The following is a 19,665-nucleotide window of genomic DNA, read 5'->3' on the forward strand; positions in this document are numbered from 1 at the left end:
CCCGCGCCTTTCGATTCCTACATGTGCAGCGGCTTGAAGAAGGTCGCCAGCGCGGCTTCCTTGACCGTTTCCGACAGTGTCGGATGCGCGTGGCAGGTCCGCGCCAGATCCTCGGACGAACCGCCGAACTCCATCAGAACGGCCGCCTCGTGAATCATTTCGCCGGCGCCGAAGCCGACGATGTGGACGCCCAGCACCCGGTCGGTCTTCTTGTCGGCGAGCACCTTCACGAAACCATCGGTCTGAAGCATCGCGCGGGCGCGGCCATTGGCCGAGAAGGGAAACTTGCCGGCCGCGTATTCGATGCCTTCGGCCTTGAGCTCTTCTTCGGTCTTGCCGACCGAGGCCACTTCCGGGCTCGTGTAGACGACGCTGGGAATGACGCCGTAATTCACGTGGCCCTGCTGGCCGGCGATGATCTCGGCCACCGCGACGCCCTCGTCCTCGGCCTTGTGCGCCAGCATGGGACCGGCGATCACGTCGCCGATCGCATAGATGCCGGGGATCGAGGTGCGGTAGTGGTTGTCGGTGCGCACGCGGCCGCGCTCGTCGAGCACCACGCCCGCCTTGTCGAGGCCGAGGCTCTCGATGAACGGCTTGCGCCCGGTGGCAACAAGCACGACGTCGGCGTCGATCGTCTCCGCCTCGCCGCCCTTGACGGGTTCGAAGGTCACCTTGGCGCCGGACTTCGCCTTTTCGACGCCCGTCACCTTGGCGCCCAGCTTGAACTCCAGGCCCTGCTTGCCGAGAATGCGCTGGAACTGCTTGGCGACATCGCCATCCATGCCGCCCAGGATCGTGTCCAGATATTCGACCACGGTCACCTTGGCGCCGAGGCGGGCCCAGACCGAGCCGAGCTCGAGGCCGATCACGCCGCCACCGACGACCACCAGATGACCGGGGACCTTGTCGAGGTCGAGCGCGCCGGTCGAGGTCACGATCACCTTCTCGTCGAACTTGACGTCGACGCCGGGTATGCCCGCGACATCCGAGCCGGTGGCGATGACTATGTTCTTCGCCTCGATGTCGCGGCTCTCGCCGTCCTTGTCCTTGACCGACAGCTTGCCGGCGCCGTGCACCGTGCCGGTGCCTTCGATCCAGTCGATCTTGTTCTTCTTGATGAGGAACTGCAGCCCCTTCACGTTGGCGTCGACGGTCGTGTCCTTATGGGCGAGCATCGCCTTGAGGTCGAGCTTGGGCGCGCCGACCTCGATGCCCAGAGCCGCGAAATTATGACCCGCCTCCATGAACATCTCGGAGGCGTACAGCAGTGCCTTGGAGGGAATGCAGCCGATATTGATGCAGGTGCCGCCGGGCGTTGCCCGCTTCTCCACCAGGGCGGTCTTCAGGCCGAGCTGCGCGGCCTTGATGGCGCAGACATATCCGCCCGGCCCCGCACCGATCACGACGACATCATAGCTCATGTTCGAGTTCCTTTCGATGATGGCGGGTCAGCTGGCGCAGCCCGTCCGTTCGAACACCTCGAAGGGCAGATCGGCGATCTCGCCGGCTTCGAAGGCTTCGGTGAATGACAATTGCCAGGGCAGCCCGGGAAAGAGCAGCCGCTCCGCTGCCAGCTCGCTGGCGCCAGGGAGGAATCCGATCTCGCCTTCGGCATCGACGGCATAGACGATTCCCTGCCACAGTGTGCAGGCGTCGAGTTCGGTGGCGGTGGCGTCGCCCTGCGGACAGTCGTGCAGCAGGATCGCCTGGGGCCGTTCCACGCCTGTGCTCCAGATCACGATGCCCTCCAGCGCGATATCGCCGATCAGCATGTCGAACCGGTTGCTGACACCGGGCGAAGCCGCATAGCCGGCGTCGAAGGAGATGACGGCGGTTCGGTCGAGATCGGCATAAAGTGCATCCGACTGCAGGCATTCGGCGTCCTGCGCCACGGCGGCCAGCGGCATCAGCGCGCAGGCCGTCATGACAAGGCCCCGGGCGAGGCGCCGCCGCGTGGGTGTGGCCTGCCGTTTGCGGGCATCGGTCGGACGGGACACGCTATCCTCTCGGCTCGACGATGCGACCGGCCCTCTCGATCAAAGATCGAGAACCAGCCGCTCGGGATCTTCCAGCACTTCCTTGACGCGCACCAGGAAGGTGACGGCTTCCTTGCCGTCGACGATGCGGTGGTCGTAGGAAAGCGCCAGATACATCATCGGACGGATGACGATCTGACCGCCGACCACGACAGGCCGCTCCTGGATCTTGTGCATGCCCAGAATGCCGGACTGCGGGGCGTTCAGGATCGGTGTCGACATCAGCGAACCGTAGACGCCGCCATTCGAGATGGTGAAGGTGCCGCCCTGCATGTCGGCCATCGACAGCTTGCCGTCGCGTGCGGCCAGACCGAGCCGGCCGATCTCCGCCTCGATTTCGGCGATGGTCATCTGGTCGGCATCGCGCACCACCGGCACGACGAGGCCCTTGTCGGTGCCGACGGCGACGCCGATATGGGCGTAGTTCTTGTAGATGATGTCGGTGCCGTCGATCTCAGCGTTGACGGCCGGGATTTCCTTCAGCGCCTGGCAGACGGCCTTGGTGAAGAAGCCCATGAAGCCGAGCTTCACGCCGTGCTTCTTCTCGAAGAGATCCTTGTACTTCTTGCGCATTTCCATGACCGGCTGCATGTCCACCTCGTTGAAGGTGGTCAGCATGGCGGCGGTCGCCTGCGCGTCCTTCAGGCGCCGCGCGATCGTCTGGCGCAGGCGGGTCATCTTGACCCTCTCCTCGCGCTCGCCGTCTTCGGCGGGCGAGGGTGCGCGCGCAGCCTTGGGCGCCTCGGCAGCGGGCGCGGAGGTGCCCTTGGCGATGGCACCCATCACGTCTTCCTTGAGGATCTGGCCGCGCTTGCCGGAGCCCTCGACCTGATCGGCCGACACGTCCTTCTCGGCCATCATCTTGGCGGCAGAAGGCGCGGGCGGCATGTCGCCCGACTTCGATGCGCCATCGGATTTGGCCGGGGCGGCCTCGGCCTTCTTCTCTTCCTTGGCGGGCTTGTCTTCCTTCTTGGCGGGCGCATCGCCCGCGGAGATCGATCCGAGAAGCGCGCCGACCTCGACGGTTTCGCCTTCCTGCACCGTGATCTCGGCCAGCGTGCCGGCTGCAGGCGCGGGAACCTCGACGGTCACCTTGTCGGTCTCGAGTTCGACGATCGGTTCGTCGGCCTTGATGGCCTCGCCCGCCTTCTTGAACCATTTGCCGACAGTCGCCTCGGAGACGGATTCGCCAAGGGTGGGGACGCGGATTTCGGTAGCCATGTGATTTGTTCCGTTGCCTGAATTCGCCGTCGGTTGATCAGTTCTCGCCCAGCGCGTCCTCGAGGAAGGCCTCGAGCTGCACCAGGTGCTTGGACATGAGGCCCGTCGCGGGCGATGCCGCGGCCGGGCGCCCGGCATAGCGGGCGCGCTTGTGCTTGGCCTCGATATGCGCCAGCACCCATTCAAGATAGGGCTCGATGAAGCTCCAGGAACCCATGTTCTTGGGCTCTTCCTGGCACCACACCATCTCGGCGTTGCGGAAGCGCGAAAGCTCGTTGATCAGCGCCTTGGCCGGGAAGGGATAGAGCTGCTCGACGCGCAGCAGGTAGACGTCGTTGACGCCCCGCTTCTCGCGCTCCTCGTAGAGGTCGTAGTAGACCTTGCCCGAACACAAGACGACGCGACGGATCTTGGAATCCTTCACCAGCTTGATGGGCTGGTCCTTCAGGTATTCGGCGTCGTCCCAGAGCAGGCGGTGGAAAGAGCTCTCGCCCGACATCTCGGCCAGGGTCGAGACCGCGCGCTTGTGGCGCAGCAGCGACTTCGGCGTCATCAGGATGAGCGGCTTGCGGAAATCGCGCTTCAACTGCCGGCGCAGGATGTGGAAGTAGTTGGCCGGCGTCGAAACGTTGGCAACCTGCATGTTGTCTTCCGCGCACATCTGCAAGAAACGCTCGAGACGGGCAGAGGAATGCTCCGGACCCTGCCCCTCATAGCCATGCGGCAGAAGGCACACGAGACCCGACATGCGCAGCCACTTGCGCTCGCCCGACGAGATGAACTGGTCGAACAGCACCTGGGCGCCATTGGCGAAGTCGCCGAACTGCGCTTCCCAGAGGGTCAGTGCGCGGGGTTCGGCGAGGCTGAACCCGTATTCGAAGCCCAGCACCGCCTCTTCCGAGAGCATCGAGTTGATGACTTCGTAGTGGCCCTGCTGAGGTCCTAGATTGTTGAGCGAGATGAAACGGCTCTCGTCACGCTGGTCGTAGAGGACCGAGTGGCGCTGGGAAAAGGTGCCGCGCTCGGAATCCTGGCCCGACAGACGGATCGGGTTGCCGTCCATGAGGATCGAGGCGAATGCCAGTGCCTCGCCGGTCGCCCAGTCGATACCTTCTCCGGTCTCGATCGCCTTCTTGCGGTTGTCGAGAAAGCGTTGGATCGTCCGGTGGACTTCGAAATCCTCCGGCACGTCGGTCAGCTTCTTGCCGAGCTCCTTGAGCGACTTCACCGGAACGGCGGTCTTGCCGCGGCGCTGTTCGTCCTGATTGTCGGCCGTGCGCAGTCCCGTCCAGGCGCCATCCAGCCAGTCGGCCTTGTTGGGACGGTAGTTCTGGCCCGCCTCGAACTCGCCTTCCAGATGAGCACGCCAATCGGCCTTCATCTGGTCGACTTCGTCCTCGGTCAGCAGACCCTCCTCGATCAGCTTCCTGGAGTAGATCTGCACCGTCGTCTGATGAGAACGGATGTTGCGGTACATGACCGGCTGGGTGAACGCAGGCTCGTCGCCCTCGTTGTGGCCGAAGCGCCGGTAGCAGAACATGTCGATGACGACCGGCTTCTGGAACTTCATCCGGAACTCGATCGCCACCTTCGCGGCGTAGACCACGGCTTCCGGATCGTCGCCATTGACGTGGAAGATCGGTGCCTCGATCATCTTCGCCACGTCGGACGGATAGGGTGAGGAGCGCGAAAAGCGCGGATTGGTGGTGAAGCCGATCTGGTTGTTGATGATGAAGTGCACGGAACCCGCCACGCGGTGGCCGCGCAGCCCGGAGAGGCCGAAGCACTCCGCCACGACACCCTGGCCGGCGAAAGCCGCATCGCCGTGCAGCAGCAGCGGCAGAACCTTGGCACGCTCCTCGATCGGCACGACCTCCTCGCGCTTGCGGCCGAAGATCTGGTCCTGCTTGGCGCGGGCCTTGCCCATCACAACCGGGTTGACGATCTCCAGATGCGACGGGTTGGCCGTCAGCGAAAGATGGACGTTGTTGCCGTCGAACTCGCGGTCCGAGGAGGCGCCCAGATGGTACTTCACGTCGCCAGAGCCTTCCACGTCGTCGGGCGTGAAGGAGCCGCCCTTGAATTCGTGGAAAATGGCACGGTGCGGCTTGGCCATGACCTGGGACAGAACGTTGAGGCGGCCGCGATGGGCCATGCCGAGCACGATCTCCTTCAGCCCCATGGCGCCGCCGCGCTTGATGATCTGTTCCAGCGCGGGGATCAGCGCTTCGCCGCCGTCGAGACCGAAGCGCTTGGTGCCCTTGTACTTTACGTCGATGAACTGTTCGAAACCCTCGGCCTCGATCAGCTTCTGGAGGATGGCGATCTTTCCGCGCGGCGAAAATTCGATGGCCTTGTCCGGACCCTCGATGCGCTCCTGAATCCAGCCCTTCTCGTCCGGGTTGGAGATGTGCATGAACTCGACGCCGAGCGTGGAGCAGTAGGTCCGGCGCAGGATGTCGAGCATCTCGCGAACGGTGGCGAATTCCAGACCCAGCACGTGGTCGATGAAGATCGGGCGGTCATAGTCGGCTTCCGTGAAGCCGTAGGCCTCGGGCGAAAGCTCGTCATAGTCTTCCTTCTCCTCGGCCATGCCGAGCGGATCGAGATCGGCGTGCAGATGGCCGCGCATGCGATAGGCGCGGATCATCATGATGGCACGGACCGAATCGCGCGTGGCGCGCAGGACATCTTCCCCGGAAAGGGCAAGACCATTCGCGCCGGCCTTTTCCTTCACCTTGGTCGCGATGTGCTTTTCGACCTGGCTCCAGTCGCCATCGAGCGCGGAGACGAGTTCGCCATTGGCTGCCGGTGGCCAGCCTGGCTTCTGCCAGGTCGCGCCCTGCGCATTGCGGGCGACGTCGGCAGCGTCGTCCTTCAGGCTGGAAAAGAAGCCTCGCCACTCGTCGTCGACGCTGTCGGGCTGCTCCTGCCACTGGGCATAGAGTTCCTCGATATAGTCGGCATTGCCGCCATAGAGGAAAGAGGTCAGGGAAAACTGATCGTTGGCCTGGTCTTGTCGTGCCATGTCCTTGTCGGAGCTTCCGCCCCGTCTCCTGCGCATGTGGCGGGTACGGCCCGATCGGCCTCCCGCCACCTTGTTCCCCTTGCGGGGCGTTTAAGGCGCCCCTTTTTGCCACCGATTGCGCCGCTCAAATGGCAGAGACGGCGAAATCGGCCCGTGGTCAGCCCTTTATGGCTTCGACCAGCGTCTTTCCCAGCCGTGCCGGCGAGGGCGAGACCTTGATGCCGGCCGATTCCATGGCCGCGATCTTGTCCTCGGCGCCGCCCTTGCCTCCGGAAATCACGGCACCCGCATGGCCCATCGTGCGTCCGGGCGGTGCGGTGCGGCCCGCGATGAAGCCGGCCATCGGCTTCGCACGGCCCTTCTTGGCCTCGTCCTTGATGAACTGCGCGGCGTCTTCCTCGGCCGAGCCGCCGATCTCGCCGATCATGATGATCGATTCGGTCGCGTCGTCGGCCAGGAACATCTCGAGGATGTCGATGAACTCGGTGCCCTTGACCGGGTCGCCGCCGATGCCGACGGCCGTCGTCTGGCCGAGACCCTCGTTGGAGGTCTGGAAGACCGCCTCGTAGGTCAACGTGCCCGAACGCGAGACAACGCCGACCGATCCCTTGCGGAAGATCGAGCCCGGCATGATGCCGATCTTGCATTCGTCGGGCGTGACCAGGCCCGGGCAGTTCGGCCCGATCAGGCGCGACTTCGACTTGTCGAGCCTCGCCTTGACCTTGACCATGTCCATGACCGGGATGCCCTCGGTGATGCAGACGATCAGCTCCATCTCGGCCTCGATGGCCTCGATGATGGCGTCGGCGGCCCCTGCCGGCGGCACGTAGACCACCGAAGCGGTTGCACCGGTGCGCTCCCTGCCTTCGGCCACGGAGGAGAAGATCGGCAGGGTCTCACCCTTGGCGCCGGACCAGTTCTCGCCGCCCTTCTTGGGGTGGATTCCGCCGACCATCTGGGTGCCGTGATAGGCGAGCGCCTGTTCGGTGTGGAAGGTGCCGGTCTTGCCGGTCAGGCCCTGAACCAGAACCTTGGTGTTCTTGTCGATAAGGATGGACATTAATTCTGACCCTTCAGGTTCCGTTAGCCTTCGATCGCCGCGACGATCTTCTTGGCCGCGTCATCGAGATCGTCGGCGGCGGTGATCGCCAGTCCGGACTCGTTGAGGATCTTCTTGCCGAGCTCGACATTGGTGCCTTCTAGACGCACGACCAGCGGAACCTTGAGGCCCACTTCCTTGACGGCCGCCACGACGCCTTCGGCAATGACATCGCATTTCATGATGCCGCCGAAGATGTTGACCAGGATGCCTTCGACACGCGGGTCGGCCGTGATGATCTTGAACGCCGCCGCGACCTTCTCCTTGGAGGCGCCGCCGCCGACGTCGCAGAAATTGGCCGGCTCCTTGCCGTAGAGCTTGATGATGTCCATCGTGGCCATCGCCAGTCCGGCACCGTTCACCATGCAGCCGATATTGCCGTCGAGCGCCACATAGGCGAGATCCCACTTCGAGGCCTCGATCTCCTTGGCGTCTTCCTCGGTCTCGTCGCGCAGGGCCTTGATGTCGTCATGGCGAAACAGCGCATTGCCGTCGAAGGAAACCTTGGCGTCGAGCACGCGCAGGCGCCCGTTTTCCATCACGATCAGCGGGTTCACTTCCAGCAGGCTCATGTCCTTCTCGACAAAGGCCTTGTAGAGCGCGGGGAACAGCGTCTTGCCGTCCTCGGCCGCGTCGCCGTCGAGCTTCAGCGCGGCGTTGAGCTTGGCCACGTCGTCGGCCGTCACGCCCGCATCGGGGTCGATCGCCACGGTGATGATCTTCTCGGGCGTTTCCTCGGCCACGGCCTCGATGTCCATGCCGCCTTCGGTGGAGACCACGAAGGCCACCTGGCCCACGGTGCGGTCGACCAGGATCGACAGATAGAGCTCGCGGTCAATATCGGCGCCGTCCTCGATATAGAGGCGGTTGACCTGCTTGCCGGCATCGCCGGTCTGCTTGGTGACCAGCGTGTTGCCCAGCATGTCGCGCGAATGGGCGACCGCTTCCTCGACGGACTTGGCCAGCCTGACGCCGCCCTTGGCATCGGGGCCGAGTTCCTTGAACTTGCCCTTGCCGCGCCCGCCGGCGTGAATCTGGCTCTTGACCACATAGAGCGGGCCGGGAAGCGACTTCGCCGCACCTTCGGCCTCGTCCACGCTCATGATCGCGACGCCCTCGGCGACCGGTGCGCCAAAACCCTTGAGGAGCTGCTTGGCCTGATATTCGTGAATATTCATCGGTTGGCGTATCCTACTTGTCGAGCTGGGGGGCGATGCCGATGCACGCCTCGCAGAGGCCCTTCACCGAATCAACGGACTTGTCGAACATCTTCTGCTCGGACCGGTTGAGGTCGATCTCGATCACGCGCTCGACGCCGCCGGCGCCGATCACTGTCGGCACGCCGACATACATGTCCTTGACCCCGTACTGGCCCGACAGGTGCGCCGCGCAGGGCAGCACGCGCTTCTTGTCCTTGAGATAGGCGTCCGCCATCTCGATCGCGGAAGCTGCCGGCGCATAATAGGCCGATCCCGTCTTCAGGAGCCCGACGATCTCGGCACCGCCGTCACGCGTGCGCTGGACGATCTGGTCGAGCTTCTCCTTGGAGGTCCAGCCCATCTTGATGAGATCGGGCAGAGGGATGCCGGCAACGGTGGAATAGCGCGTCAGCGGCACCATGGTGTCGCCGTGGCCGCCCAGCACGAAGGCCGTCACGTCTTCGACGGAAACCTTGAACTCCTCGGCCAGGAAGTAGCGGAAGCGCGACGAATCCAGCACGCCGGCCATGCCGACCACCATGTTCTTGGGCAGGCCCGAGAATTTCTGCAGCGCCCACACCATGGCGTCGAGCGGGTTGGTGATGCAGATGACGAAGGCATTCGGCGCGTATTTGCGGATGCCGGCGCCGACCTGCTCCATCACCTTGAGATTGATGCCGAGGAGGTCGTCGCGGCTCATGCCGGGCTTGCGCGGCACGCCGGCGGTCACGATGCAGACATCGGCGCCCTCGATGGCCGAATATTCATTGGTGCCTGCAATGCGGGCATCAAAACCCTCGACGGGGGAGGATTGGGCGATATCGAGCGCCTTGCCCTGCGGCATGCCTTCGGCGATGTCGAACATGACGACGTCGCCCAGCTCCTTCAGACCGGCGAGATGAGCAAGGGTGCCTCCGATCATGCCGGAGCCAATGAGGGCAATCTTGTTGCGAGCCATGTCGGTGGATGTCCCCTTTTCTAGGTCGCGACGGCCGGTACGGCCATGCGAAAAAACGGCTGGGTCCGGGCGCGCCGGGTCCTTGGAAGTCGGGGCACGCATAGTCTCACCCCGCCGAAAATTCAACCGATTCTTGAGAGTGCCGCAAATTCAAACGTTTAGATGACAATTAACTTACGTAAACGTAAGAGTTTCTGGGCGATTTGCGGCTCGTTTGGTTGATATTTCGTTACCGTCAGGCGCTTCACACGTTCATCAATCAGGCCGTCCCCACTCGCTGCTGCGCATTTCTGCCAGTCGCGAGGCGGTGCGTTCGAATTCGAAACGTTCCCGGCCCGTCCCTTCGGGATACAGGCCCGCCGGCTCGGCGGCCGCGCTCGCGAAAAGCCGTATGTGCTTGTCGTAAAGCGTGTCGATAAGCAGGATCAGCCGCTTGGCCTCGTTGCGCTGGTCGGGACGAAGCACAGGGATGTCGTCGATGAAGACCGTGTCGAATGCCTCGGCAATGGCGAGATAGTCGCGCGCGGCGAGCGGCTGGGCGCACAGGTCGTCGAAGGTGAACCGGGCCGCCTTTCCATTCGCCTGGGGAATGCGGACCTGCCGACCCTTTACCGCGATCGTACGCGGCCCCTCGTCGTGACCCGAGACCGCGGTCTGCCAGGCAGCGTCCATCGATTGGCGTGCCTCCTCGCCCAGTGGCGTCACATAGACCGGCAGTTCGGACAGCTTGAGCTGGCGGTAGTCGGTATCGCCATCCAGGGCGAAGACGTCGCAATGTCGTTTCAGGATACCGATAAAGGGTTCGAAAAGGCCCCGATTCAGCCCGTCCTTGTAGAGGTCGTCAGGGGCGACGTTCGAGGTCGCCACCACGACCACGCCGTGTTGGAACAGAGCCGAGAACAGGCGCGACAGGATCATCGCATCGGCGATGTCGGACACCGCGAATTCGTCGAAACAGAGGACCCAGGCCTCGTCCGCCAGTGTGCGGGCGATCGGCGGAATCGGGTCCTTTTCCTTCGTCTCTCCCCGATTGAGGGCTTCGCGCTGACGCTGAATGCGGTCGTGAACGTCCGCCATGAAGTCGTTGAAGTGAACGCGCCTCTTCCGTCGCACAGGCACCAGTTCGAAGAACATGTCCATGAGCATGGTCTTGCCGCGCCCGACCCCGCCATGAATGTAGAGGCCGCGGACGGGATCCCTGGTCTCCCTGCGTTTGCCGAACAGCCAGCCCAGCGCACTCGACTTCGCCGCGAGACGTTTGGCGCGGAGTTCGGAAATCAGGCGATCCAGCTTCTCCGCCACACGGAGCTGCAGGGCATCGAGGCGCAGTGCCTCACTGCCGGTAAGATGCTCGTATCTTTGCCGGACGGAACGGAATTCGGGCGTGCCCGCGAGCGAGGCCGCGGCGGCGGCCGGCTCGTTCTTGTCCCGCGCCGGAGCCACCTGGCGTCAGCGGACCAGGGAAACCGACTGGCCGCTCGAGGTCTGGCCCTCGAACCGCCCGCTCGACGAGAAGAGACGGGCAAGCGCCGAACCGCTCTCGTCGTAGAGCGTCAGCTGGGAGCCCGAGACGTTCCACGATTTCACCTGGTCAAGCGGCGCCGGGCACCGCAGCGGACCGGCACGGAAACCTTCGCCGAACCGGGTCTGGGGCGTGGCGATCCGGCAGCTCTGTCCACCGACCGAGGCGTTCCAGACGCCCGCGACACTGCCAGCGGAGATTTCCTGCGCGCCCTGCGGCGGCAGGGACGCCATCTGCGGGTCGCCGCCGTCTGGGCGGCCCTCCGTGTCGGCGAATTCGCCATTGCCAAAATCGTCTTCCTGTCCGGGCGGAGCAGGGAACTGAGAGGCATCCGACATGCCGGGCTGCCCTGGTGGCGGCAACTGGCCTGTCTGGACCTGGCCTGTGGGGGCTGCCATGAGGGGCGCAGGTGCGGGAGCCGGCGCGCGCGTATTGACCCCGGAGAACCGCTCACTGGTACAGCCGGCGAGCGTTAGGGCGGCCACGGCCGCGGTCAGTATGCCAATTCTGGTAAAATTCATTATCACCTCCGGCGAAGCCTGGGCTTCGCTGGTTCAGTTGCATGTCCCCTGCATCACCAGAATAGTGGCGAAGTTTGGGTAAATCCAACCACCCCATGGTTAATTATTGGTTGCGGCCGATCCTGTGCCGCCTATCGACGGAACTCGCAGGCGGTCAAAACGTTCCGTTCCATGTAGATCACATATCACGAGGGGTCGTCATGTTAGACTGGATTCTAATTCTGCTCGTCATCGCCGCTGTCGCTGGCCTTCTCGGCCTTAACGCGATCTCCGGCGTCGCGCTCACAGGCGCCAAGATACTGATCGGCGTGGTGCTCGTATTGTTCCTTCTCATGCTTCTCGGCGTCTACGCGGTCGCGTGAATCAGGGTTGGCGTCTGGCAAAACAAGGCCTGATGGGCCATATAGGCCCGAAGTTCCTTGGATCTGGAGATCATGACGGCCAGCGCCCCCTTTGCCAGGATGAACGGGCTCGGCAACCAGATACTGGTTGTCGACATGCGTGGTCGCACCGATGAGGTGACCGCGCAGGCCGCGCTTGCTCTCGCAGGCGACGGCGCGACGAGGTTCGATCAAATCATGGCGGTCCATGATCCCCGTTCCGCCGGCACTGCCAGTTACGTCCGCATCCTGAATGCCGACGGCTCTGCCGCCCAGGCATGCGGCAACGGCATGCGCTGCGTGGTGCAGGCACTCGCCGCGGAGACGGGACAGCGCGTTTTCACGTTCGAGACGATTGCCGGCATTCTTGCCGCGGAGGAACATGATGACGGCTCGATCTCCGTCGACATGGGCGTGCCCCGCCTCGCATGGCAGGACATCCCGCTTGCCGAGGAATTCGCGGATACGCGGATGATCGAACTGCAGGTCGGTCCGATCGAGGCGCCCGTGCTGCATTCGCCCTCGGTCGTTTCGATGGGCAACCCCCATGCGATCTTCTGGGTTGATCGGGACGTCTGGTCCTACGATCTGGAACGGTTCGGCCCGATGCTGGAAAACCATCCCATCTTTCCCGAACGCGCCAATATCTCGATCGCCCGCGTGACCGCACCGACGGCGCTCGCTTTGCGCACCTGGGAGCGGGGGGCGGGCTTGACGCGTGCCTGCGGCACGGCCGCCTGCGCCGCGGCGGTCTCGGCCGCCCGCACCGGACGCACGGGCCGGAACGTGACGGTCACCGTCCCGGGCGGCGATCTGCAGATCTCGTGGCGCGAGGACAACCACGTCATCATGACCGGCCCCGCCGAGTGGGAATTCTCCGGCACGCTCGATCCGTCGACCGGTGCCTGGCAGCGCGACGTCCAGGACGTGGCCTGATGGCGGTCGAGATCGTCACTTTCGGTTGCCGGCTCAACGCCTATGAATCCGAAGTCATGCGCGGCGAGGCGGAAAAGGCCGGGCTCGGCGAACTGGCGGGCGGCGCCATCGTGGTCAACACCTGCGCGGTGACTGCCGAGGCCGTGCGCCAGGCCCGCCAGACGATCCGCAAGGCGCGCCGCGACAACCCGGCCGCGCGGATCATCGTCACCGGCTGCGCGGCCCAGACGGAGGCCGCCACCTTCACCGAGATGGAGGAGGTCGATCTCGTTCTCGGCAATGAAGAAAAGCTGAAGGCCCATAATTATCGGGCGCTGCCGGATTTTGGCGTCAATCACTTCGAAAAGGCCCGCGTCAACGACATCATGTCGGTCACCGAGACCGCGGGCCACATGGTCGATGCCATCGAGGGCCGGGCCCGTGCCTTCGTGCAGGTCCAGAACGGCTGCGACCACCGCTGCACCTTCTGCATCATCCCGTTCGGGCGCGGAAACTCGCGCTCCGTTCCGATGGGCGCGGTCGTCGACCAGGTCAGGCGGCTGGTCGACAATGGCTACGCCGAAGTGGTGCTGACCGGCGTCGACATGACGAGCTATGGCGCAGACCTGCCCGGCAAGCCGCGCCTCGGCCGGCTCGTGGCGACCATCCTGAGACAGATACCCGATCTGGCGCGGCTGCGGCTTTCCTCGATCGATTCCATCGAAGCGGATGCGGAACTGCTGGAGGCCATAGCCTCGGAGACGCGGCTGATGCCGCATCTGCACCTGTCGCTGCAGCATGGCGACGACATGATCCTCAAGCGCATGAAGCGGCGCCACGGCCGCGACGATTCCATCCGTTTCTGCGCCGACATCCGGGCCGTGCGCCCCGATATCGTCTTCGGGGCCGATATCATCGCCGGCTTCCCGACCGAGACCGACGCGATGTTCGCCAATTCGCTCGCGATCGTCGAGCAATGCGGACTCACCCATCTGCACGTCTTCCCGTTCTCGCCGCGCGAGGGAACGCCGGCGGCCCGCATGCCGCAACTGCCGCGCAGGCTGGTAAAGGAACGTGCCGCCATGTTGCGGCAGGCGGCTGGGGATGCCTATGCACGTCATCTTTCGTCACTCGGCGGGACGCGGCAGCGCATCCTCATCGAGCGCGAGGGTCTGGGCCGGACGGAAGGTTTCACCTTGTGTTCGATCGACCACGGGAGCCCCGGCGAGATCGTTGAGGCGACGATTGCCGGGCATGACGGCGAGAGGCTGATCGCAGCCGCAGTGGAAGCAGAGGCGGCCTGATGGCTTTCGGTTTCATCAAGAAAGTATTTTCCTTCGGCAAGAAGGAAGCCGAGCCGACGCCCGCCGAAGAGGCAGGGCCCACCGAGAGCTTGGAAGCCGCGCCAGCGCCTGCGGCGCCCGTCCCGCCGGCGCCACCGCCCGAAGAAGCAAGAGCCGTATCCGAGGCGGAAAAGCCCGTCGAAGGGCCGGTGCCCTCCTTCCTGGTCACCGACCGCGCCGATGCCGAGCCGACGCATTCGCCAGCGCCCGTTTCCGAAGCCCCGCCGATCGTCGAGACGCCCGCCGAACCTTTGCCGCCGCAAGCGGAACCGCCAGTTCCCGTCGAGGAGCCGGCCAGGCCGCAGCCATCCGTACCGCCCGCGACGGAGGAGACGCCTTCCCCGGTCGAGGCTGCCTCTCCCGAGGTGGCAACTCCCCAGCCCGAAGAAGCCTCGGAACCGGCGGTCGTCCCTCCCCCGGCCGAAACCGCGCCCGCCGCCGAGATCGCGCCGCCGATCCGCCAGGTCGAGCCCATCCATGCCGACCCCCTGCGCGAGGAGATCGCGCCCGAACCCTCGCCGCTGCCCGAGCCGCCGCGCCCGTCCGATGCCGGAAGGGTGCGGATCGCGCGGGACGTCGAGCGCGCGGTGCCCGAAGCGCCCCTGTCGGCCTCGGCACCCGAAGCGAGAAAGCCATGGTTCCAGCGGCTGCGCGAAGGTCTGTCGCGGTCCTCGCGCGAGCTGGGCGACCAGATCGCGGGCGTCTTCAACAAGCGCAAGCTCGACGAGGATACGCTCCAGGATCTGGAAGACGTGCTCATCCGCGCCGATCTCGGCATCGACACCGCAATGCGCGTCACCGACGCGCTTTCGGTCGGCCGCTACGGCAAGGACGTGTCGGATGTGGAAGTGCGGGCCATCATGTCTGCCGAGATCGAGAAGGTGTTGGCGCCCGTCGCACTGCCGCTCGAACTCGATCTTTCCCACAAGCCACACGTGATTCTCGTCGTTGGCGTCAACGGCACCGGCAAGACCACGACCATCGGCAAGCTGGCCGCCAAGCTGACGGCCGGTGGTCTCTCCGTCATGCTGGCCGCCGGCGACACTTTCCGGGCCGCGGCGATCGAGCAGCTGAGAATCTGGGGCGACCGCACCAATTCGGTGGTGATTTCTACGAAACATGGCGCCGATGCCGCGGGGCTCGCCTACGAGGCCTTCGAAAAGGCGCGGGCTTCCGGGTCCGACGTGCTCATCATCGACACGGCCGGCCGGCTGCAGAACAAGACCGAGCTGATGGCGGAACTCGAGAAGATCGTGCGGGTGCTGCGCAAGCTCGATCCGGAGGCGCCGCACACGGTGTTGCAGACGGTCGATGCGACGACCGGCCAGAATGCCCTTAATCAGGTCGAAATCTTCAAGAATGTTGCAGGCGTCAACGGGCTGGTCATGACCAAGCTTGACGGCACGGCGCGCGGCGGCATTCTCGTGGCGATCGCGGCCAAGCACAAGCTGCCCGTCTATTTCATCGGCGTCGGCGAACAGGTCGACGATCTGGAACCCTTTTCGGCAAGCGACTTCGCAAAGGCGATCGCGGGAGTATCGGAATGAGCGAACGTATCCTCGAGCGCGACCCGAGCGATCCGAAGAAGAAGGAAGAAATCCATCCGGTGCTGAAGCTGGCGCTGGAACTGGGACCGCTGATGGTCTTCTTCTTCGCCAATGCGCGGGGCGAATGGCTGGCCGAGCGCTTCCCCGCGCTGGGTGAGCTCGGCGGCCCGCTTTTCATCGCCACTGCCCTGTTCATGGTCGCCATGGCGATATCCTTGTCAGTCTCCTGGCTGCTCGTGCGCAGCCTGCCGATCATGCCGCTCGTCTCCGGCATCGTCGTCTTCGTGTTCGGCGCGCTGACGCTCTATCTCCAGGACGAGATCTTCATCAAGATGAAGCCGACCATCGTCAATTCGCTGTTCGGCGCCGTGCTGCTGGGCGGCCTGTTCTTCGGCAAGCCGCTGCTCGGCTATGTCTTCGACAGCGCCTTCAAGCTCGACGCCGAGGGCTGGCGCAAGCTGACCTTGCGCTGGGGCTGGTTCTTCTTCTTCCTCGCCGTCCTGAACGAAGTCGTGTGGCGCGGCTTCTCGACCGATTTCTGGGTCGCCTTCAAGGTGTGGGGCACGATGCCCATCACGATCGCCTTTACGATGGCGCAGATGCCGCTCATCATGCGTCACGCGCTGGGTGAGGAAAAGCAGCCGGCGGAGTAGGGGAGAGAAATGGATTTCATCACCAGCCGCGAGGAACTCCGCGCCCATTATGGCGCCGCGCATGTCCTGGCGATCAAGAAGGCGCTGCCGGCGCTCGACCATCATTCAAAGGCCTTCATCGCGCGCAGCCCGTTCGTGCTGATCGGCTCGTCGGACATGGCCGGCAATGGTGACGTGACGCCGAAGGGTGACAGGCCCGGTTTCGTCGCGATCCTCGACGACACCACCATCGCCATCCCCGACCGCCCCGGGAACAACCGACTCGATACGTTCGAGAACGTGATCGAAAATCCTGCTGTCGGCCTTCTGTTCGTCATCCCCGGGATGAACGAGACCCTGCGCGTCAACGGGCTCGGGCGCATCACCGCCGATATGGCCCTGCGCGAGACATTCGCCATCGAAGGCCGCGTGCCCGCTACCGTCCTGGTGGTCGAGATCAAGGCCTGCTACATGCACTGCGCGAAGGCCTTCATGCGCTCCAAGCTGTGGGCGCCGGAAAGCTGGCCTGCGCGCGAGACCCTGCCGACGCTGGGCCAGATCCTGCGCGATCAGGTGGCGCTTTCGGAATCGGCCCGGCAGCTGGATGACGGGCTCGACCAGGCCTACGCCAAGTCGATGTGGTAGGCCTCAGCCTTCCCAGGCGATCCAGCGCCCGTGGAAATCCACCCTGGCCAGACGCCGGGTGGCGCCGCCTGGCCAGAGGGTCAGCGACAAGACCGCATGACCGCTTTCCCCCGGCGTGGGCTCCATGCGCAGATGCGCCAGGGGCGCGGCGTCCGTGGCTCTTGCGCCAGCCTGTTCGAGCGCGGTCTCGATGCGCGCCTTGGTCGTCTCCGGCATGTATTGCCACATGATCGAGTGCATCAGCACATAGGCGGCGCCATCCGGTCGCGCCGCCAGTTCCCGCTCGACGAAATCCGCCGCATCCTCACCGGTCAACCGGAAGGGATGCTGCTCGGCAACCTTCATGGCCGCCTCCAGCCGGTCCATGCGATGGGGCTGATCCGGCCAGAGATAGGCCTTCAGGCGAAGCCGCTGGCCGGGATCGGCGATGTCGACCGGCATGCGGTCGCAGCCTGCACGGGCGACGATGGCCAGCCGCCCGTCGAGAGGCGGCGGCGCGCCTTCCACCTGCGGCGACAGCTTGACCGGCGAGGTCGCCGCGCCCCAGCTTTCGTTTTCATAGCCGTAGTCGAACCGGTCGAGATTGAGGTTGAGGCCCGCGCTGGCGCCGATCTCGCCGAGGGCGAGCCCCATGCCCGTTTCGCGCGCGACCAGCAGCAGGCCCGGCAACAGCATCGCCGATCGCGCGATCTCGTTGGTCTGCGGCGGGGAGTCGATGAAGCCGCAAATGAAGGCGTCGTGGCGGCGGAGCGCGGCCTGGACCGCCTCGCGCAAGACGCCCTCCTCCGTCCGGTTTGGCGGATATTGTGCCGCAAGTTCGTCGTCAGCCCCGGAAAGCACCAGCGCATGCAGGGCGCCGCACAGCCGCAGGGCGAGCGCGTCGGCGCCAGGATCGCCTTGCCAGTTCAGGGCCTTTTGGCCCGTAGCGGTGGCCTCGTCGAGCAGGTCGGCTAGCAGCCGGCATATGCGGGCCGTGAAGGGCGAGCCGAGCCGGTCGCATGCCCTCGCCTGGGATTCGAAATGGTCCTTCGGGAATGCGCTCATTCAGCCGCCAGTGCCGCCTCGATCGCCGGCACCAGTTCCTCGCGGAAGGAGGCGGCGGTGAAGGGTCCGACATGCTTGTAGACGATCGTGCCGTCGCGCCCCACTAGGAAGGTCTCCGGCACGCCATAGACACCCCAGTCGATCGCGGTGCGTCCCGAGCCATCGACCCCGATCGCATCGAACGGGTTGCCGAGCTCGCCCAGGAAGCGGCGCGCATTCTCCGGCCGGTCCTTGTAGTTGATGCCGGCGATGGTCACGCGACCATCCTCGGCCAGCGCCATCAAATAGGGGTGTTCCTGCCTGCACGGCACGCACCAGGAGGCCCAGACATTGACCAGCGTCACCTGCCCTTCGAAGCTGGCCGAGTCGATGCCCGGCAGTGGCGAGTTATCGAGGGGCGGCAGATTGGTTGCCGGCGCCTCGGCCCCGATCAGCGCCGAGGGCACCACGGAGGCGTCGCGACCCGACAGGAGCTGCAGCAGGAAAAGGCCCGCCAGCGCCATGAACACCATCAGGGGCAGAAGTGCCGGCCACAGGCGCCGCCGCGGCGCCGGAGTTTCGGTCTCGGTGCTCACGGCGTTTCCTTGCGGTCCGAGCGCCGCCTGATTCCGCGCGCCTCCAATTCCGCCAGTTCGCGTCGCCGGAAACGATGGTCGAGCATCAGCCAGCCGGCAATGCCTGCCAGCACCAGGAAGGTGGCCGCATAGGCGGCGAAGACATAGGCCTCATGCGTCATGCGGGGCCCCTCGGCGCACGGTCGGCGCCGCGCGCTGCCAGTCGCCGCATCGCGGCCACGCGCCGTGCCCAGATCTCGTTGCGCATGGCCACCAGATGGAAGGCCACGAAGAGGAGGGAAAAGCCCAGCGCCATGACCAGCAGCGGCCACAGCATGGTCGGATGAATTGCCGGGCCGTCCATCCTGATCACGGAAGCCGGCTGGTGCAGCGTGTTCCACCAGTCGACGGAGAAGCGGATGATGGGGATGTTGACGAAGCCTACAAGCGTGACGATCGCGGCAGCCTTGGCCGATCGGGACGGGTCGTCCAGCGCCCGCGTCAGGGCGATGATGCCGAGATAGAGCAGGAACAGCACGAAGACGGAGGTGAGACGCGCATCCCAGACCCACCAGGTGCCCCACATGGGCTTGCCCCAGATCGAACCGGTGACGAGAGCGATGAAGGTGAATGCCGCTCCCAGCGGCGCCGCCGCCTTGAGCGAGACGTCGGCCAGCGGATGCCGCCAGACCAGTGTTCCCAGCGCGGACGCCGCCATCAGCGAGTAGCAGAGCATGGACAGCCAGGCAAAGGGCACATGCACATACATGATGCGCACGGTCTCGCCCTGCTGGTAGTCCTGCGGCGCGGTGAAGCTCATATACAGTCCCACCGCCAGCACGAGTGCGGCGATTGCCCCCACCCACGGGATCAGCCACCCTGCAATCGAAAGAAAGCGGGTAGGGTTGGCTACGTCCATCCAGCTGCGGATCGGGGTGGCGGTATCGCTCATGGCGTCCTCAATAAACCGGCCGCAACGGCCATGCAATTGACGGCAATCAATCCGGCGTGACCCGGG

General features: G+C 64.9%; 19 protein-coding genes. 6 read left to right on the forward strand and 13 right to left on the reverse strand.

Going from position 1 to position 19,665, the window contains the following annotated elements; genetic code table 11:
* Window positions 1-17: 17 nt before the first annotated feature.
* The 9 genes from lpdA to GRZ55_RS01985 form a co-directional block, all read right to left on the reverse strand.
* Window positions 18-1,424, reverse strand: a complete 1,407-nt coding sequence (lpdA, locus tag GRZ55_RS01945; protein ID WP_169285190.1) for a dihydrolipoyl dehydrogenase — start codon at window positions 1,422-1,424, stop codon at window positions 18-20.
* Window positions 1,425-1,451: 27 nt separating this feature from the next.
* The gene (locus GRZ55_RS01950; RefSeq protein WP_169285191.1) at window positions 1,452-2,000 is read right to left on the reverse strand and encodes a hypothetical protein; all 549 of its coding nucleotides are present in this window, start codon (window positions 1,998-2,000) and stop codon (window positions 1,452-1,454) included.
* Window positions 2,001-2,039: 39 nt separating this feature from the next.
* Window positions 2,040-3,260 (reverse strand): 2-oxoglutarate dehydrogenase complex dihydrolipoyllysine-residue succinyltransferase, encoded by a 1,221-nt coding sequence (gene odhB / locus GRZ55_RS01955; protein ID WP_169285192.1) that lies wholly within the window; start codon window positions 3,258-3,260, stop codon window positions 2,040-2,042.
* Window positions 3,261-3,297: 37 nt separating this feature from the next.
* On the reverse strand, window positions 3,298-6,288 hold the full coding sequence (locus tag GRZ55_RS01960; protein WP_169285193.1) for a 2-oxoglutarate dehydrogenase E1 component: 2,991 nt from the start codon (window positions 6,286-6,288) through the stop codon (window positions 3,298-3,300).
* A 157-nt stretch (window positions 6,289-6,445) separates the two neighbouring features.
* Window positions 6,446-7,348: a succinate--CoA ligase subunit alpha gene (gene sucD / locus GRZ55_RS01965; RefSeq protein WP_169285194.1), complete on the reverse strand. Its 903-nt coding sequence runs from the start codon at window positions 7,346-7,348 to the stop codon at window positions 6,446-6,448.
* Between the two features lie 23 nt (window positions 7,349-7,371).
* Window positions 7,372-8,565 carry an ADP-forming succinate--CoA ligase subunit beta gene (gene sucC, locus GRZ55_RS01970; RefSeq protein ID WP_169285195.1) on the reverse strand — a complete coding sequence of 398 codons (1,194 nt, stop codon included), beginning with the start codon at window positions 8,563-8,565 and terminating at the stop codon, window positions 7,372-7,374.
* 13 nt (window positions 8,566-8,578) lie between these two features.
* On the reverse strand, window positions 8,579-9,544 hold the full coding sequence (gene mdh / locus GRZ55_RS01975; RefSeq protein WP_169285196.1) for a malate dehydrogenase: 966 nt from the start codon (window positions 9,542-9,544) through the stop codon (window positions 8,579-8,581).
* Between the two features lie 255 nt (window positions 9,545-9,799).
* Complete coding sequence (gene zapE / locus GRZ55_RS01980) at window positions 9,800-10,987, reverse strand: cell division protein ZapE (RefSeq protein WP_169285197.1); 1,188 nt, start codon at window positions 10,985-10,987, stop codon at window positions 9,800-9,802.
* A 6-nt stretch (window positions 10,988-10,993) separates the two neighbouring features.
* Complete coding sequence (locus GRZ55_RS01985) at window positions 10,994-11,587, reverse strand: protease inhibitor Inh/omp19 family protein (RefSeq protein ID WP_169285198.1); 594 nt, start codon at window positions 11,585-11,587, stop codon at window positions 10,994-10,996.
* Between the two features lie 200 nt (window positions 11,588-11,787).
* Here GRZ55_RS01985 and GRZ55_RS01990 point away from each other — a divergent pair, with 200 nt between their 5' ends.
* The 6 genes from GRZ55_RS01990 (at window position 11,788) to GRZ55_RS02015 (ending at window position 17,049) form a co-directional block, all read left to right on the forward strand.
* Window positions 11,788-11,949 carry a DUF1328 family protein gene (locus tag GRZ55_RS01990; protein WP_169285199.1) on the forward strand — a complete coding sequence of 54 codons (162 nt, stop codon included), beginning with the start codon at window positions 11,788-11,790 and terminating at the stop codon, window positions 11,947-11,949.
* A gap of 72 nt (window positions 11,950-12,021) precedes the next feature.
* Window positions 12,022-12,903 carry a diaminopimelate epimerase gene (gene dapF / locus GRZ55_RS01995; protein WP_169285200.1) on the forward strand — a complete coding sequence of 294 codons (882 nt, stop codon included), beginning with the start codon at window positions 12,022-12,024 and terminating at the stop codon, window positions 12,901-12,903.
* The gene (gene mtaB / locus GRZ55_RS02000; protein WP_169285201.1) at window positions 12,903-14,186 is read left to right on the forward strand and encodes a tRNA (N(6)-L-threonylcarbamoyladenosine(37)-C(2))-methylthiotransferase MtaB; all 1,284 of its coding nucleotides are present in this window, start codon (window positions 12,903-12,905) and stop codon (window positions 14,184-14,186) included. Before dapF ends, mtaB begins: the two co-directional genes overlap by 1 nt.
* Window positions 14,186-15,772 carry a signal recognition particle-docking protein FtsY gene (gene ftsY / locus GRZ55_RS02005; RefSeq protein WP_169285202.1) on the forward strand — a complete coding sequence of 529 codons (1,587 nt, stop codon included), beginning with the start codon at window positions 14,186-14,188 and terminating at the stop codon, window positions 15,770-15,772. The genes mtaB and ftsY overlap by 1 nt, the downstream gene beginning before the upstream one ends.
* On the forward strand, window positions 15,769-16,425 hold the full coding sequence (locus GRZ55_RS02010; protein WP_169285203.1) for a septation protein A: 657 nt from the start codon (window positions 15,769-15,771) through the stop codon (window positions 16,423-16,425). The genes ftsY and GRZ55_RS02010 overlap by 4 nt, the downstream gene beginning before the upstream one ends.
* A 9-nt stretch (window positions 16,426-16,434) precedes the next feature.
* Entirely contained in the window at window positions 16,435-17,049 is a 615-nt protein-coding gene (locus GRZ55_RS02015; RefSeq protein ID WP_169285204.1) for a pyridoxamine 5'-phosphate oxidase family protein, read from the forward strand.
* Window positions 17,050-17,052: 3 nt separating this feature from the next.
* Here GRZ55_RS02015 and GRZ55_RS02020 read toward each other — a convergent pair whose 3' ends face one another.
* The 4 genes from GRZ55_RS02020 to GRZ55_RS02035 are packed head-to-tail and all read right to left on the reverse strand — an operon-like array spanning window position 17,053 to window position 19,599.
* Window positions 17,053-18,093 carry a DUF2332 domain-containing protein gene (locus tag GRZ55_RS02020; RefSeq protein ID WP_169285205.1) on the reverse strand — a complete coding sequence of 347 codons (1,041 nt, stop codon included), beginning with the start codon at window positions 18,091-18,093 and terminating at the stop codon, window positions 17,053-17,055.
* Window positions 18,090-18,668 carry a DsbE family thiol:disulfide interchange protein gene (locus GRZ55_RS02025; RefSeq protein WP_169285206.1) on the reverse strand — a complete coding sequence of 193 codons (579 nt, stop codon included), beginning with the start codon at window positions 18,666-18,668 and terminating at the stop codon, window positions 18,090-18,092. The genes GRZ55_RS02020 and GRZ55_RS02025 overlap by 4 nt, the downstream gene beginning before the upstream one ends.
* Window positions 18,665-18,829 carry a heme exporter protein CcmD gene (gene ccmD / locus GRZ55_RS02030; protein WP_169285207.1) on the reverse strand — a complete coding sequence of 55 codons (165 nt, stop codon included), beginning with the start codon at window positions 18,827-18,829 and terminating at the stop codon, window positions 18,665-18,667. Before ccmD ends, GRZ55_RS02025 begins: the two co-directional genes overlap by 4 nt.
* A complete protein-coding gene (locus GRZ55_RS02035; protein ID WP_169285208.1) occupies window positions 18,826-19,599 on the reverse strand; it encodes a heme ABC transporter permease in 774 nt (257 codons plus the stop codon). Before GRZ55_RS02035 ends, ccmD begins: the two co-directional genes overlap by 4 nt.
* Window positions 19,600-19,665: the final 66 nt, after the last annotated feature.

Origin of the sequence: Chelativorans sp. ZYF759 (genome assembly GCF_012911015.1) — a bacterium.
Taxonomy (GTDB): domain Bacteria; phylum Pseudomonadota; class Alphaproteobacteria; order Rhizobiales; family Rhizobiaceae; genus ZYF759.

Bases quoted from the DNA above. Each gene is read 5' to 3' on its own strand.
- lpdA (WP_169285190.1), bottom strand. From the start codon at position 1,424: ATGAGCTATGATGTCGTCGTGATCGGTGCGGGGCCGGGCGGATATGTC.
- odhB (WP_169285192.1), bottom strand. From the start codon at position 3,260: ATGGCTACCGAAATCCGCGTCCCCACCCTTGGCGAATCCGTCTCCGAG.
- GRZ55_RS01960 (WP_169285193.1), bottom strand. From the start codon at position 6,288: ATGGCACGACAAGACCAGGCCAACGATCAGTTTTCCCTGACCTCTTTC.
- sucD (WP_169285194.1), bottom strand. From the start codon at position 7,348: ATGTCCATCCTTATCGACAAGAACACCAAGGTTCTGGTTCAGGGCCTG.
- sucC (WP_169285195.1), bottom strand. From the start codon at position 8,565: ATGAATATTCACGAATATCAGGCCAAGCAGCTCCTCAAGGGTTTTGGC.
- mdh (WP_169285196.1), bottom strand. From the start codon at position 9,544: ATGGCTCGCAACAAGATTGCCCTCATTGGCTCCGGCATGATCGGAGGC.
- GRZ55_RS01985 (WP_169285198.1), bottom strand. From the start codon at position 11,587: ATGAATTTTACCAGAATTGGCATACTGACCGCGGCCGTGGCCGCCCTA.
- GRZ55_RS01990 (WP_169285199.1), top strand. From the start codon at position 11,788: ATGTTAGACTGGATTCTAATTCTGCTCGTCATCGCCGCTGTCGCTGGC.
- dapF (WP_169285200.1), top strand. From the start codon at position 12,022: ATGACGGCCAGCGCCCCCTTTGCCAGGATGAACGGGCTCGGCAACCAG.
- mtaB (WP_169285201.1), top strand. From the start codon at position 12,903: ATGGCGGTCGAGATCGTCACTTTCGGTTGCCGGCTCAACGCCTATGAA.
- ftsY (WP_169285202.1), top strand. From the start codon at position 14,186: ATGGCTTTCGGTTTCATCAAGAAAGTATTTTCCTTCGGCAAGAAGGAA.
- GRZ55_RS02010 (WP_169285203.1), top strand. From the start codon at position 15,769: ATGAGCGAACGTATCCTCGAGCGCGACCCGAGCGATCCGAAGAAGAAG.
- GRZ55_RS02015 (WP_169285204.1), top strand. From the start codon at position 16,435: ATGGATTTCATCACCAGCCGCGAGGAACTCCGCGCCCATTATGGCGCC.
- GRZ55_RS02020 (WP_169285205.1), bottom strand. From the start codon at position 18,093: ATGAGCGCATTCCCGAAGGACCATTTCGAATCCCAGGCGAGGGCATGC.
- ccmD (WP_169285207.1), bottom strand. From the start codon at position 18,829: ATGACGCATGAGGCCTATGTCTTCGCCGCCTATGCGGCCACCTTCCTG.
- GRZ55_RS02035 (WP_169285208.1), bottom strand. From the start codon at position 19,599: ATGAGCGATACCGCCACCCCGATCCGCAGCTGGATGGACGTAGCCAAC.